Origin of the sequence: Blautia sp. OF03-15BH (assembly GCF_003463065.1) — a bacterium.
Taxonomy (GTDB): domain Bacteria; phylum Bacillota; class Clostridia; order Lachnospirales; family Lachnospiraceae; genus Limivivens.
The window spans coordinates 1-14,251 of sequence record NZ_QSCM01000016.1 but is presented as its reverse complement, the minus strand read 5'-3'; the positions used below and the strand labels follow the sequence as shown (position 1 = coordinate 14,251).

At 42.8% G+C, this 14,251-nt stretch carries 12 protein-coding genes and 1 tRNA gene; 5 read left to right on the top strand and 8 right to left on the bottom strand.

Going from position 1 to position 14,251, the window contains the following annotated elements; all coding sequences use genetic code 11:
- Positions 1 to 9: 9 nt before the first annotated feature.
- Positions 10 to 645 (bottom strand): endonuclease III domain-containing protein, encoded by a 636-nt coding sequence (locus DXA57_RS13770; RefSeq protein WP_117767891.1) that lies wholly within the window; start codon positions 643 to 645, stop codon positions 10 to 12.
- Positions 646 to 1,027: 382 nt separating this feature from the next.
- Positions 1,028 to 2,116, bottom strand: coding sequence for a lactonase family protein (locus DXA57_RS13765; protein ID WP_117767890.1), 1,089 nt, complete (start codon positions 2,114 to 2,116; stop codon positions 1,028 to 1,030).
- Positions 2,117 to 2,699: 583 nt separating this feature from the next.
- On the opposite strand from DXA57_RS13765, the gene DXA57_RS13760 reads away from it, so the two are divergent.
- Positions 2,700 to 3,719 (top strand): alpha-L-fucosidase, encoded by a 1,020-nt coding sequence (locus DXA57_RS13760; RefSeq protein WP_117767889.1) that lies wholly within the window; start codon positions 2,700 to 2,702, stop codon positions 3,717 to 3,719.
- Positions 3,720 to 3,778: 59 nt separating this feature from the next.
- On the opposite strand, the gene gtfA is transcribed toward DXA57_RS13760, so the two are convergent.
- From gtfA to DXA57_RS13735, 5 genes are all read right to left on the bottom strand, one after another.
- Entirely contained in the window at positions 3,779 to 5,233 is a 1,455-nt protein-coding gene (gene gtfA / locus DXA57_RS13755; RefSeq protein ID WP_117767888.1) for a sucrose phosphorylase, read from the bottom strand.
- Positions 5,234 to 5,305: 72 nt separating this feature from the next.
- Positions 5,306 to 6,322, bottom strand: coding sequence for a LacI family DNA-binding transcriptional regulator (locus DXA57_RS13750; RefSeq protein ID WP_278309151.1), 1,017 nt, complete (start codon positions 6,320 to 6,322; stop codon positions 5,306 to 5,308).
- Positions 6,323 to 6,409: 87 nt separating this feature from the next.
- Positions 6,410 to 7,279: a carbohydrate ABC transporter permease gene (locus DXA57_RS13745; protein WP_117767886.1), complete on the bottom strand. Its 870-nt coding sequence runs from the start codon at positions 7,277 to 7,279 to the stop codon at positions 6,410 to 6,412.
- Positions 7,276 to 8,154, bottom strand: coding sequence for a carbohydrate ABC transporter permease (locus DXA57_RS13740; RefSeq protein ID WP_117767885.1), 879 nt, complete (start codon positions 8,152 to 8,154; stop codon positions 7,276 to 7,278). Before DXA57_RS13740 ends, DXA57_RS13745 begins: the two co-directional genes overlap by 4 nt.
- A gap of 111 nt (positions 8,155 to 8,265) precedes the next feature.
- Positions 8,266 to 9,552, bottom strand: a complete 1,287-nt coding sequence (locus DXA57_RS13735) for an ABC transporter substrate-binding protein (protein WP_117767884.1) — start codon at positions 9,550 to 9,552, stop codon at positions 8,266 to 8,268.
- Between the two features lie 308 nt (positions 9,553 to 9,860).
- On the opposite strand from DXA57_RS13735, the gene DXA57_RS13730 reads away from it, so the two are divergent.
- From DXA57_RS13730 to DXA57_RS13715, 4 genes are read left to right on the top strand one after another with little or no spacing between them, the layout of a single operon-like run.
- Positions 9,861 to 10,814 (top strand): aldo/keto reductase, encoded by a 954-nt coding sequence (locus DXA57_RS13730; protein WP_117767883.1) that lies wholly within the window; start codon positions 9,861 to 9,863, stop codon positions 10,812 to 10,814.
- A 28-nt stretch (positions 10,815 to 10,842) separates the two neighbouring features.
- Positions 10,843 to 11,700: a class II fructose-bisphosphate aldolase gene (locus DXA57_RS13725; RefSeq protein ID WP_117767882.1), complete on the top strand. Its 858-nt coding sequence runs from the start codon at positions 10,843 to 10,845 to the stop codon at positions 11,698 to 11,700.
- Positions 11,701 to 11,729: 29 nt separating this feature from the next.
- Positions 11,730 to 12,734 carry a carbohydrate kinase family protein gene (locus DXA57_RS13720; protein ID WP_117767881.1) on the top strand — a complete coding sequence of 335 codons (1,005 nt, stop codon included), beginning with the start codon at positions 11,730 to 11,732 and terminating at the stop codon, positions 12,732 to 12,734.
- The gene (locus DXA57_RS13715) at positions 12,715 to 13,968 is read left to right on the top strand and encodes an MFS transporter (protein WP_117767880.1); all 1,254 of its coding nucleotides are present in this window, start codon (positions 12,715 to 12,717) and stop codon (positions 13,966 to 13,968) included. Before DXA57_RS13720 ends, DXA57_RS13715 begins: the two co-directional genes overlap by 20 nt.
- A gap of 97 nt (positions 13,969 to 14,065) precedes the next feature.
- On the opposite strand, the gene DXA57_RS13710 is transcribed toward DXA57_RS13715, so the two are convergent.
- Positions 14,066 to 14,139 (bottom strand) — tRNA-Pro (locus DXA57_RS13710).
- Between the last annotated feature and the right edge of the window lie 112 nt (positions 14,140 to 14,251).

Here is a 14,251-nt window from a genome sequence, read left to right as displayed (position 1 = left end):
CCTCCCGTATTACACCCCGATTTTCGGGCAGATGTCCTTCAGGCAGCAGCGGTCGCAGTAAGGTTTCGTGCGGGCGGTACAGACTTCGCGGCCGTGCATAACCAGGCGGTGGCAGAAATCGCTGCCTTCCTCCGGGGGAATGATTTTCCAGAGAGCCATCTCGACTTTCTTCGGCTCCTTGATACCGTCCACGAGACCCATGCGATTGGTCAGGCGAATGCAGTGGGTGTCTGTGACAATAGCAGGCTTGCCAAAAACGTCACCCATGATGAGGTTGGCGCTTTTTCTTCCCACACCGGGCAGTTTTAAGAGAGTATTAAAATCATCGGGTACTTTTCCATCATACTCATCCCGCAGCATACGCATACAGGCACTGATGTCCCGGGCTTTGCTTTTCCCCAGGCCACAGGGTCTTACGATGGCTTCGATCTCCTCGGGCTCGGCCTCGGCCAGGGCTTCGACTGTCGGGTATTTCGCATAGAGATCCTGCACCACCACATTGACTCTGGCATCGGTGCACTGGGCTGCCAGACGCACACTCACCAGAAGCTTCCAGGCTTCATTATAATCCAGGGTGCAGCCCGCATCCGGATACGCTTCCTTCAGACGCTGGATGATCTCCAGCGCCAGTTCTTTTTTTGTCATTGATATTCTCCTGTTTTTCTGTTCAGGGCTATCTAGTACAGTGAAAATTAAGTATCTGCTATATTGACGCAGGGTGATTTCTTCATATGCAAGGCGGAGGAATGAGGCGTAGCGGTGGCTACGTCGATTGACGACAACGCAGCAGATGAAAGATCAGACAAGTCAATATGGCGGTTACTTAATATTCACTGTACTAGGCCCTAAAACGTTCCTCATTTACTTTCGAAGACCGCTCTGTGCTCTGCACCTTTACAGTCTTTCTCGATTCTATCACACCACGGTCTTTCTCTCAACAACACTTTTATATAAAAAATACCCTGGCAGGATCCCTAGGATATTTTTTCAGTAAAACGGCCATTCACGATCCACTTTCGTTACTTACTCATGAACACAGGCACACCGGTGTCGGTACCTCAAAGGTCTGTGTCAACGTCAGTTTCCCTGTTTCCGTGTCGATCCTGTGAACAGCTACGGTGTCACTGTTCTGCCCTCCGGCCAGCAGCCATTTGCCGCTGGGGTCAATGGCAAAGTTCCGCGGAGTCTTCACCCCGGCAGGGACAATCTCCACCAGGGAGAGCAGGTCGTCCTCCTGTACCTGATAAACGGCGATTGTATCCTCGCCCCGGCTGGAGACATAGAGGAATTTTTCATCCTTGGAAAGGTGGATATCCGCGGCGGTATTCTCCGGGGACCAGCCATTTTTCAGTGTGGAGAGAGTCTGAAGAAGCGTAAAGTTTCCATTTTCATAAGATAAAACCAGTACCTCGCAGCTGAGCTCGCAGGCAACATAGCAGCGATCTCCTGTCTGATTAAAAAGCGTAAGCCTCGGACCTTTCTCCTTGCCCGTACGGAAGATGGTTTTCTCCTCCTCTTTTAAACGGCCCTCTTCCTTGTCCACGGGATAAAGCACCAGCTCATCCAGGCCGAGATCTGCCGCCACTGCGTATTTTTCATCCCGGGTAAAGGTGATGGAATGGACATGAGGTCCTTCCTGGCGAACAGGATTTCTGCCTTTTCCCGTATGCTGAATCACCTGAGCTTCTCCCACCGGCGCTCCGTCTTTGTCCAGGGGCCAGACTGCCAAACTTCCACCGGAATAATTGGATACCAGTACCATTTTTCTCTCCCGGTCTGTCACCACATGGCAGGGATCCTCGCCACCGGTGGCTTTCTGAGAAAGTAATGTCAGTTCTCCGTTTTCTGCCCGGCGATAGGTATTGAGCGCACCACCCTTTTTTCCTTCAAACGTCGTCAGCTCGTTGACGGCATAGAGAAGCTTTTTATCTGCGGAAAGGCTGACAAAAGAAGGATTGGCAGTTTCTGTCGGGGCTCCCTCCTCCATCAGAGTTCCTTTTTCCATATCAAAAAGGTATGGATGGATGCCCTTTCCTTTTCCTTCAAAAACCTCACCTGTCCCAAAAATCAATGGACGGCTGTATGTTCCCACATAAAATCTTGCGATCTGATCCATCTTCTATACTCCTTGTATCTGTCAATGATTTCTGTAAAATATCATGTCTGGTTGATACTTTGATATCTTCCAAAATCATATACCCACTTTTATAATGGCGCAAGTATCAAGAAGCTTTTCATTTCTATTTTTTAAGACGAAACCTCTCTACTTTCCCTTTTCACCCTCAGCGCATAATTTGATAAGTTTATCTTACTCCTTTTGAAAAATCTTTCTATTATAAAATCCAACAAATATATTACGATTCCAAACCTGACACCTGCTCATATAATTTGTAACAGTTCAGAACATCAGTGGAATGTAAAATCAAACTATGCAAACTTGTTTGCAATAGGATGAATTTTTATTTCGGAATGACGGAACAGCACTAAGTCCCGGTTGGACTCGTTTGGCACCGCCCGAAGCAGCGCATAGACCTGTGATCTGTTGTTTTGAACGTCCTGAACAGTTACACAATTTTTTTAATCTGTATGCCTGAACAAAAATAGACTGCTCCCATATCCATTTTGTATCTTGAAAAATCATGGATTTTCCCTATACTGAAAGTACAAACATTGACTACTTAAGGAGGATTTACACGATTATGGACATGAAACAATGGTTCAAAGAAGCACAGTATGGAATGATGGTACACTGGGGACTGTACTCTCTGCTGGGCGGCGAATACAAAGACCGTTACAGTGGTATTTACGCAGAGTGGATCCAGGCTCACCTGGCCATCCCCAATGCAGAATACGGCAAACTGACGAAAGCCTTCAATCCTGTATTCTTCGATGCTGAGGAATGGGTAAAGCTGGCAAAAGACTGCGGAATGAAATACTTCGTAGTGACCAGTAAACACCATGACGGTTTCGCTATGTTCCATTCCAAAGTAGACAAATACAACGTTGCGGACGCAACTCCTTTTGGTCGTGACGTTGTTGCCGAAATCGGTGAGGCCTGCTACAAACACGGATTGAAAATGGGTCTTTACTACTCTCAGGATCTGGACTGGCATGATCCCAACGGCGGCGGATATCTTTCCAACCACATCCCCTGCCAGGGGGTTACCTGGGAGAACAGCTGGGATTTTCCGGATGCCGCTCACAAGAACTTTGATCTCTGCTTTGAGAACAAGATCTACCCGCAGGTAGAGGAACTCCTCCGCAACTACGGTGATCTTTGCCTGATCTGGTTCGATATGCCCATGACTCTGAAAGAGAATCAGAGCCGTGCCCTCTTCGATGCCATCAAGAAGTATCAGCCGAACTGTCTCATCAATTCCCGTCTTGGTAACGGTGCTTATGACTATGTCTCTCTTGGCGACAACGAGATCCCCGATTCCATGCCGGAAAATGTAGAGTTTGACCCGTCCCTGATGAACGGCATCGAAGGCTTCAAACCCTCTCCCTACGGCCTGTATGAGACCGCTGCTACCATAAACGATTCCTGGGGCTTCTGTGCAAGAGACCAGCATTGGAAGAGTGCGGCTGAGATCGCAGCCAACAAGAAAAAACTGAATGGTATGGGAATCAACTACCTCTTAAACGTAGGTCCGGATGGCCTGGGACGCATCCCCCTGGCCAGCCAGAAGATCCTTCGCGAGGTTGCAAAAACCCTGTAATGGAACGTGAAAAAAGCCCCCGTAAGACATGTGTGTACATGGTCTGCGGGGGCTTTTTCTTATTTAAATTTTATATTTTCTCCGTTTTCACTATAATCGATTTCATAGGTCAGAGTTTCAAAATCGACTACCAGCTGTGCATATTCTCCATCTTTTTCCCAACGGAGTCCCAATGTATGCTCATCTGTATCCAGCAGGACAAACTCTCCGTCAAAAGCAGGATGGGAATTTCGAAGCTTCATCAGCCGGTTCATTTTCTGAACTACAGGCCGTTTGAATTCCTCTTCGATTTCATCCATACCATAATAATGACGGTTGATATCTCTGGGCTGTCTGGTTTCACGATAAAAATCCCAGTCGTTTCTTCCTGCAAAGAGTCCCACATAATAAACCTGCGGAATTCCCGGAGCAAAAAACTGTACAGCTCTGGCGATCAGATAACGCTCATCCTCCGATCCAAGTGCATCATAATAGGTACAGCAGATCTGGTAGGTGTCAAATTTTGAGAAATTCACTTTTGTGTTTCCATGTGTGTGAACCTCTGTAATGTCCGGATTTGCATCAAACACCTTTTTCTTTGTTGCAAGCACTTCTTCATCAGGCATCAGATAACGAACATCTACAACTCCAATTCCATCATGCGTATCCAGCGTTGTAAACTGCTTTCTCGGACAAAGCTTCATCCAGTCTTTAAGATAAAGTGTTCTGCCAAAATATACTGCATTCAGGATCAACATTGGCAGCTGAAAGTCATAAGTATATACATTTTTCTCTTCCAGCTTTTTCTGAATAAAGTAATTTTCATGGATTTCAGGAAGGATCTCAGAATCTGTTCCCTCCAGTGCTTTTTCACACTGATCCACAATTTTCCAGATTTCTGGCTCTACAAAGAAACAATTGGTATCTTCTCTCTTGGAAGCATAGGCAAGAGCATCCAGCCGGATCAAAGAAGCACCGTGGTCACTGAGGAATTTGAGTTTTTCTTCCAGATATTCTTTTGCCTTTTCTGAACCAAGGCAGTTGATGTCAATCTGCTCCGGACTGAAAGTACACCAGAGTTTTTCCTTGGTTCCATCTGCAAATTCTGCCTCGATATACGGCTGTTCTTTTCTCAGATAGATTTTGGAAATCTGTTCTTCTGTCGGTTCTCCGTTTTTCCAGAAATCTTTAAAACGAATAAAGAAATCCCGATACTCCGAAGCATCTTTCTTTTCCAGAAAATCATGATAAATCTCACTATGAGCAGAAATATGATTGATCATATAATCATACATCAGATAATATTTCTCAGAGAGTTTTTTCATGTCATCCCAATCACCAAACTGAGGATCAACGATATCATAAGTTGTCGGTGCAAACCCTCTGTCCGCCGAAGACGGAAAAAACGGAAGGATGTGCAATCCATAAACAGCACCATCCAGATATTTATCCAGAACCGTGTTTAAATCTTTTAAATCATGTCCCATGCAGTCCGCATAGGTGATCAGCATGATTTTATTTGATACTTTTTTCATAGAACATACACCTCTTCTTTGTTTTCATAAACGTTCAGTATGCAGGGTGTGTGTCCCTTTATGTCTGAACTGTTATGTCGTTTTTCTTTCGATCAATTCCACGGGTACTACAGTTACATCATCCACTTTTTCCCCGTTGATCTGTGCAAGTACATTTTCCAAAGCCGTTTCTGCAAGAACACGGTAATTCTGACGAATGGTCGTCAGCGGCGGATAAATCAGAGAGCTGATATAAATATCATCATAACCGATAATACGGAGATCATCCGGTATACGAAGCCCCTGCGACAATGCAAAAGCAATGCATTGAGCTGCCAGAATATCATTACTCAGAAACATTCCATCCATATCCGGCTGCTCATAGAAAACTTTATTTACAAGCTTCTGCAGCTCCTCCAGCTTAGTAATATCAATCGTATTCTGATATACATAACAGTCTACATTCCGCCTTTTTGCTTCTTCCACAAAAGCATAGGTTCTGTCATCTGCTTCTTTATAATAGGAAAGATTTCCACTGATATGAACAAGTTTTTTACAGCCTTTTGCAATCAGATGGCGTGCTGCCAAAAGCCCTCCCTGTTTATCATCGGAAATCACAGAAGGATCACAATCAGAAACATTTACCATAAAAGCAACCGGTAAATTAAACTTTTTCTTTGCTTCTTTCCAAAAAGCAGAATCCGGATAAGCACAGACAATGATACCATTTACCTGCCTGGATATTAAATATTCTAAAGCTTTTTGTTTTTCCTCTAAAGTTCCCAGGAAACAGGTAAACAGTACATTGTACCCTTTTCTCTTTGCTTCTTCTTCCATTTTCTGTAATAATTCGCTCCAAAACGGATGATCATAAGATGGAACAAGCACTCCAATGGTATTATTTTTTCCACTGGCAAGAGACCTGGCAAGAACATTGGGATGGTAAGCCAGCTTTTCCACCGCCTCATTTACCTTTTGAATCGTTTTTTCACTGAGAGGTCCTTTCTTGTTTAATACTCGTGAAACCGTGGCTGTAGATACTCCCGCATATTTTGCGACATCCTTTATTGTAGACATGCTTTTATCCTGCTTTCTGTATGATTTCGATATGTAAACGTTTTCTCACATCATAACATACTTTATTCAAAAAGTCCTGCACGTTTCACAATAAATTTTAAAGTAAACCGAGTTATTTTCTCATGATTTTACAGCACCTGCAACCACTCCGCCAACAATGTACTTCTGCAGGAAAATATAAACCACAATGACAGGAAACACAGTCATTACAAGAGCCGCCATCATATTTCCAAAATCACTGGAAAATGTACCTACAAAAGTTCGGATCGCAATAGGCAATGTATAGGTTGCCGGTTTTCCAAGAACCAGACTCGGAAGGAGATAGTCATTCCAGAGACCCAAAAACTGTAATACCATAATTGTAGATAAGATTGGCTTCAGTAATGGAAATACAATGAAGAAAAAGATCTGAAATGGCCCACACCCATCAATCAAAGCAGCCTCTTCCAATGCGACCGGAACGCTGGTTTTTATAAAACCATGACATAAAAATACTGCAAAACAGGTGCCAAAGCCAAAATTCATCAGTATCAACGTTAACCTGGAATTCAGAACTCCGAGTTTATTTCCATAAATAGAAAGTAATGGAATCATGATAACCTGGAAGGGAACCACCATATAGGAAACCAGAAGCAGGAACAAAACCTTACAGGCCAGGTACTCTTTCCGTACCAGAATATAGGCACACATGGAGGAAAAGATGATCAAGAGTGCCACTGAACAGGCTACTACCATGATAGAATTTCCGAATGCCTTCAAAAATTGCATCTCCTGAAAGGCTTCGCTGTAATTTACAAATTGAAAACCTTTGTCATCAACCAGAGATAATGGCGTCTTTACAATACTAATTTTTCTTTTTAGTGAATTAATAATCACGAGCAGAAAAGGAATCATATAGAGTAGAAACAATACAAAAGCAGCCACTGTTTTTCCAATATCTTTGGCAACTCTCTTATTGCCTCCAATCTTTTTTACAGTATTCGTTTTCATGCTTCCACCTCCTTACGTTTTCCTGAAACCACCTGAATAATAGCTACTACCAATATGATCAGGAAGAAAATGATTGCTTCTGCCTGACCCAGACCATAATTATGTGAAGTAAATGCTTTCTCAAAAATCGTCATAGCTGCCATCTTTGTAGTTCCATAAGGACCTCCATCTGTCAGGGACAGGTTCAGGTCATATACTTTGAACGCAGATGTCAGAGTCAGAAAGAAACAGATTACAAAGGACTGTGCCATCAACGGCAGGCGGATATGCCTTGTGATCTGTCCTGCAGTTGCTCCGTCGATTTCCGCTGCTTCAATATAATCCTGGGGAACTCCGACAAAACCGGCAATATAGATCAAAAGCATATAGCCGGACTGCTGCCAGGTTGCAACGATTACGATCGCCCAGAAGGCTTTACTCGGACTGCTTAACCAGGACTGTTCAAATCCGGGGATCGCCATAAGTACTTCTGGAAATACGCGGTTAAAAACAAACTGCCAGATAAAGCCAAGAACAATTCCTCCTATCAGATTCGGCGTGAAAAATCCTGCTCGGAGAAAATTTTCCCCTTTTACACCGCTTGTCAAAAGCCATGCCAGTAAAAACGCAGTAAGATTAACTAAAATGACTACACAAATTACATATTTGAATGTCAAAAAAATAGAACCCCAAAATTCTGTATCCTGAAAAGCTTTGATATAATTTTGGATTCCCACAAAATTTTTCTGTGCAGAAAATCCATCCCAGTCTGTCATCGTAAGATAAATACCATAGAGAAAGGGCAAAATAACAACGCACAAAAAAGCCACAAGTGAAGGTCCTGCAAACATCAGGAACAATTTGGTTTTTCTTAATGGACTTTCTTTCCTATTCATGGTCTGTCACCTCTTTTTCCTGCCTTTCTGAACATTTATCATTCAGCAGTCAATCTCTTTTTTTAGCTGCGGCGACAGTTTATTCCTCTATCGCCGCAGTTTTTTGTCTACTTATTTCGGATTACGTGTACTCCAGTAGTCTTCGATATCCTTCGCAAGATCATCTACATTTTCCTGTCCTACTACATAGGCCTGCATATGCGGTCCCATAACAGCATTTCCGTCTGTCGGACCGGAATACGGAGCATTATTTACCGTATTTCCAGAATCAATATAAGTTTTCAGATTCTCATTGATCGGATTTACCGGAGCATTGGGATTATTGGTGAATGCTACCACGAATCCAAACTGATTTACCATCGCATCCTGGCCTTCCTCTGAATATACTAACCAATCGAGGAACTCCAGAGCTGCCTTCTGCTGCTCTTCTGTTGCCATTTCTTTGTCGATTGCAATATCTTTGGATGCAAATGCGTAAATTTTGTTCTGCATACTTTCATCCGTTTTCGGGATCGGCATAATGCCAAAGTCAGTAGAATCATCTACATATTCCTGCATATCCGGCCATACCCAGCTTCCGTTTACCCAGAAAGCTGCATCTCCCTCTGCCAGATAAGCAGCATTCATATCATAGTCCGCTGCCAGAGGATCTTTTTTATTGATATTGTACTCAATAAACATATCCAGATCTGTGATCAGATTCTGGAACATTGCATTATCTTTTACCGGCACTCCTTCTTGAGTATCCTTTACAAACTTATAGCTTCCATCTGCTGTACCATCCTGGAATACATAAAGATTACCAAGGAGATGACCGCCTAAGGACCAGATTTCCTGGTTCAGAATGATGGGATTTTCCATTCCGCCAGCTCTGAGTTCCTTCAGCAGCTCTTCGAATTTTTCCGGAGTTGCATAATCATCTGCAACAAACTCTCTGCCAAGAATATCTTCAATAGCTGTTTTATTGTAGACCATTCCAGCTGCCTCTACACAGACGGGGAAACCATAGAGTACTCCATTGACTTTGGTTCCTAATGTATCTCCACCATCAGCAACCCATTTCTCATTTGAAAGATCCAGGAATTTTTCTTCCCCCATCTCCGTTACATTTCCCGGATCACAGATGGAAATAACCGGTGCATCTCCGGAAGCATATTTCTGAGCCAGTGTATCCTGAGGTGCATCTGTCTTATAAACATCGAAGGTAACGTTATGTTCCGCCCCCCACTCGGAAGTTACTTTTTCCAGTGCATTCTGAATCTCCGGTTTAGAGTTCATAAGAGTAAGAGTGATCCCACCGTAATCAGTCGTACTCTCTTCAGCAGATACGGCCGGTGCTCCCATAGATGCTGCCATCAGTGCCACTGCTGCAATGCTTGTGATCTGTTTCGCTTTCATAAGAAATCCTCCTTTTTATTCGCCGGTACATTACCGGTGCTCGTTTTTCTTGATGCCCCTATCCTACCATCATTTTGTTATAATGTCAACGTTTACATTATATTTTTTTGTACAAAATGCACTTTATTTTTTTGTAAAATTTGACTAACAGCCGTGTTTTTCCCTATTCCTTCGGTGTTTTCAGCTTTTATAGTTTCTTTTTTCGTATTTATCTCAATTTTTCCTATTGACTTTTCTTGTTTTTCATGTTTATGATATAAGCGTTTACATTACATCGCACATAAACACGATAAGGAGGATCATCAACTATGAAAAAGCATATTCTTGGAAACAGCAATGTATCTGTTTCTGAACAGGTCTTCGGATGCTGGGCTATCGGAGGTACTTATTTTACCGGAGCAAAGGATGAACTTTCTATTGCTGCCATCCGTCAGGCCATTGATTCTGGCATCACAACTCTTGACACTGCTTACATTTATGGAAATGGACATTCTGAAAATCTGGTTGGCAGAGCAATCACCGGATATGATCGTTCTGATCTTACTGTTATTTCCAAATTATGGAAAACCTGGATGGCTAAAGATCAGGTGGAAGTTGCCTGTGATGCCAGTTTGAAGCAGCTTGCAACCGATTACATTGATGTTTATTTCATTCATTATCCTTCCGATTCCGGAATTCCTATTGAAGATACCATGGAAGGAATGATGAAATTAAAAGAGAAAGGAAAAATCCGTGCGATCGGAGTTTCCAATTTCAGCAAAGACCAGCTGATCGAAGCAAGAAAATATGGTGAAATTGATGTTATACAGCCATGCTACAGTCTTGTATGGCGTTTCCTTGACCATGAAGAAATGAATTACTGTATTGATAACAATATCGGTATCATTTCCTACTCTACACTTGCTCAGGGAATTCTTACAGGTAAATTCACAAAAGACACTGTATTTCCATCAGAAGATGGTAGAAGCCGCGTTCCTCTTTTTCAGTCTCCTCATTATGAAGGTGCTCTGGATGTTGTGGAAAAACTTCGCCCCTTTGCAGAAAAATACGATGTAACCCTGGCACAGCTTGCGATTCGCTGGGTTATCCAGCAGAAAGGGATCACAGCTCCCATCGTAGGTGCAAAAAATCCGTCCCAGGTTCTGGACAATGTAAAAGCCTGCAATTTTGTTATTTCTGATGAGGATTTCAAAGCGATCGATAAGATCAGCCAGGCATTTGCCTATGAACTGCCACATTTTCAGACGTTTTTCCGTGCATAACCCAAACAATTATTAGGAGGTTTCTATCATGGCACTTATAAAAGTAAAGGATCTTTTAAAACACGCAGAAGAAAATGGTTATGGTGTTCCCGCCATTAATGTTTTCGATTATAACAGCATTAAATTTGCAGTAATGGCTGCCGAAGAAGCTCATATGCCTTTGATCATCCAGTATTATCCTGGTTTTAAAGAGCATGCTCCTCTTCGTGATATCCGCGATATGGCTGTAGCAATGGCTCAGCGCGCTTCTGTTCCTATCGCTGTTCATTTGGATCACTCCAAAGATTTTGATATTGCAGTCGAAGGTTTAGGTGCCGGATTCCCGTCTGTAATGGTCGATGGGTCTGCACTTCCCTATGAGGAAAATGTAGCTCTCACTCAGGATGTCTGCCGTTGTGCTCATGCAATGGGTGTTGACGTGGAAGCCGAACTGGGTCACGTAGGCGTCGGAATGCAGCTGGAAGATATGACAAACACTGATTTCTTTACAGATCCGGATCAGGCTGTTGAGTTTGTGAAGAGAACTTCTGTAGACTCTCTTGCCATTGCTGTCGGTAATGCACATGGCAACTATATCCGCACACCGGAGCTGGATTTTGACCGTATTGCAAAACTCCGTGAAGTTCTGGATATTCCTCTTGTTATGCATGGCGGTTCTGATATTCCTACCGATCAGCTGATCCGTGCCGTACGCTGCGGTATGTCCAAATTCAACATTGCAACCGAATATCAGCGAGCATTTTATACAAGTATGGAAGCATTCTTTGAAGATAAGAGCCATCCCGGCGCTTACTACAGAGCTCTGCGTGCCATTGAACGTCCTTGTATTGATTTTGTAAAAGAAAAAATCCAGATTCTGAATCCGGATCATTATTCTCTTGCATAAAATTTCTGCAATTCAGAAAGGAAAATATTATGGATACCAAGAAATTTGACGTGATCGGTATTGGTCATCCCTGTGTAGATTATCTTGCCCATATTGACAGCCTTCCTGCATCCAACGAGTCCAGAGCAGTTCTTAACGGCAGCTGGCAGTGCGGTGGGAAAATTCCCACCGGGCTTGCTGCAGCTGCCCGCTGTGGGCTGTCCTGCGCTTTGATCGGAGCGATGGGAGACGATTTATTTGGCCAGTACTGTTATAAAGATTTTGAAGATCATGGAATTGATCTCTCACACACCCTTATCAGAAAGGATGCAACTACAGATATTGGTGTGGTTCTTTCTGATGATAAAACCCATGGAAGAAACATCATCTACAGAAGAGGTTCTTATCAGCATCTTTCTCAAGAAGAAATTGATTTCTCTTTTCTCTGTCAGGCAGATTACTTTTTCGTCTCAAGAATGGATGATCTCCATGTAACGGCTGCCAAATATGCACATGAACACGGGATTAAAGTGCTTATTGATGCAGATAATCAGCCTCTCAGGGAATATCAGAAAATTCTTCCCTACATTGACTATTTTATTGCTTCAGAATTTGTCTACAATGAAAGTTTTCAAGACACTGATTACCGCCGACATATGGAAGAAATTCAGGAACTTGGCCCAAAAACAGTTGTCTTCACCTTCGGAGAAGATGGCTGCCGTGCTTTATCAGAAGAGGGTTACTTTGAGATTCCAGCTTTCAAAGTAAATGTTCTTGATACTGTCGGTGCTGGTGATACTTTCCATGGAGCCTTTTTTTATGGACTGGTACACAAGCTCTCTTTAAAGGATACTGCTACTTTCGCCAGTGCCGTAAGTGCGATCAAATGCACCTGCATTGGAGGCCGTGCCGGCATCCCTACTCCAGATATCACTCTCGACTTTATCCGCACCGGAGTTATCCATGACTCGGAATTGAAAGCACGTGAGAATCGATATTCCTGGGGATTAAACAATTTTTTCCAGGAGATCACTCATGGCACAGTTGAAAAATAGTACTCTTTCTTCAGGTGACATACATTCTGCGGATACTGTTATCTCACCTGGAAAATGTTCTCCAGTTTTACTTTTACTGATTAATTCTTTCCTTTATATTTCTGTTGCACTTTATTCCCCATTTTTAAGTGCATATTACAGGCAAAACGGAATTACTTCTTCTCAGATCGGTATTTTGATGACAGTAGCCCCTCTGGCTTCTGTCATCATTCAACCTTTCTGGGCAAAACGCAGTGATGAAAGTGGTAAAGCAAAAAAATACGTTTGTGCTATCATTTTAGGTATTATAGTTTCTTTATACACCTTTTATCTTGGTCATTCTTTTACCACTTTTCTTATTGCAAGCATCCTGCTTGCCCTGTTTTCCACTTCCGTCAATCCTATGATTGATGCTATTGTTATTCGAAATGCTAATTATTTCCAGTATAATTTTGCAACCATTCGAATGGGTGGTACTGTAGGTTATGCGGTGATTGTCCTTCTGGTTGGTGTTTATCTGCGTAAAAATCCTTCTGCTCAGTTTTTTCTGGCAAGTATTGGATATCTGATTCTTCTACTGCTCCTGTTAAGACTTCCCGAGAGTGAAAATCATCAACCGATAGCTATTAAAAAAGCACTTCCTTTCTGGCAACAGTTCAAGCTTTCTGAAATATTCGTTGACAAAACCATCTATTTTGTTTTGGCTTTTGCTTTTATCTATCAGCTTGGTGCCAGTTTTTTAGGATCCTTTTTAGGCGTCTATACAGTAGAACTTGGCTACGGTCAGGCTCAGGTAGGCCTGTTGAGCTGCGTTCAGGCATGCAGTGAAATTCCAGTTCTGCTGTTGATCCAAAAGCTTTCAAAAAAGTTTGGCACTCTGCATTTGATTGCAGCTGCTACTTTTCTCATGGGTGCTCGTCTTATCACGGCTTCCGGAGGTTCCCTGCTGTTTCTGATCCTTGCTCAGGCTATGCAGGGCATCACTTATATGATCGTACATTTTTGTTGTGCAACTTATATTGCCTCTCACGCAAAAGAAGGAAAAGCCTCCCAGGGACAAAGTGTTCTTTACATTGTCCAGACAGGAATCGCCAGCATTCTCGGAAATATTTTAGGAGGAAAGATCATTGACCATATCGGAATCCAGTTTTCCTATCGCTATTTCGGTATTGTGATCTTTATCATTGCAGCAGTTATTGCATGCTGTCTTTTCTGGCGCGAACATTCTATGCAAAAAAGTGTAGTCAGTAAATGACCTGATTAATCCCCGTATTTTGAAGTACGGGGATTTTTTAGCCAACAAAACACATAAAAAAAGAACCACTCTCACGAATGATTCCTCTTTTTATTAGTCGATGCGACAAGATTTGAACTTGCGACCTCTGCGTCCCGAACGCAGCGCTCTACCAAGCTGAGCCACGCATCGATTCTTTATAGCACACAATCTGGAAAACTTGTTTTCCAGATCAGTGAAGGTTTTATGTACCTTCAAAACCACACACAGAAATTTATTTCTTCCATCCGAATCTTTCCTACCC

Coding starts and splice junctions, on each gene's coding strand:
- DXA57_RS13715 (WP_117767880.1), top strand. CDS start 12,715: ATGGCACAGTTGAAAAATAGTACTCTTTCTTCAGGTGACATACATTCT.
- DXA57_RS13740 (WP_117767885.1), bottom strand. CDS start 8,154: ATGAATAGGAAAGAAAGTCCATTAAGAAAAACCAAATTGTTCCTGATG.
- DXA57_RS13730 (WP_117767883.1), top strand. CDS start 9,861: ATGAAAAAGCATATTCTTGGAAACAGCAATGTATCTGTTTCTGAACAG.
- DXA57_RS13770 (WP_117767891.1), bottom strand. CDS start 645: ATGACAAAAAAAGAACTGGCGCTGGAGATCATCCAGCGTCTGAAGGAA.
- DXA57_RS13720 (WP_117767881.1), top strand. CDS start 11,730: ATGGATACCAAGAAATTTGACGTGATCGGTATTGGTCATCCCTGTGTA.
- DXA57_RS13745 (WP_117767886.1), bottom strand. CDS start 7,279: ATGAAAACGAATACTGTAAAAAAGATTGGAGGCAATAAGAGAGTTGCC.
- gtfA (WP_117767888.1), bottom strand. CDS start 5,233: ATGAAAAAAGTATCAAATAAAATCATGCTGATCACCTATGCGGACTGC.
- DXA57_RS13735 (WP_117767884.1), bottom strand. CDS start 9,552: ATGAAAGCGAAACAGATCACAAGCATTGCAGCAGTGGCACTGATGGCA.
- DXA57_RS13765 (WP_117767890.1), bottom strand. CDS start 2,116: ATGGATCAGATCGCAAGATTTTATGTGGGAACATACAGCCGTCCATTG.
- DXA57_RS13725 (WP_117767882.1), top strand. CDS start 10,843: ATGGCACTTATAAAAGTAAAGGATCTTTTAAAACACGCAGAAGAAAAT.
- DXA57_RS13760 (WP_117767889.1), top strand. CDS start 2,700: ATGGACATGAAACAATGGTTCAAAGAAGCACAGTATGGAATGATGGTA.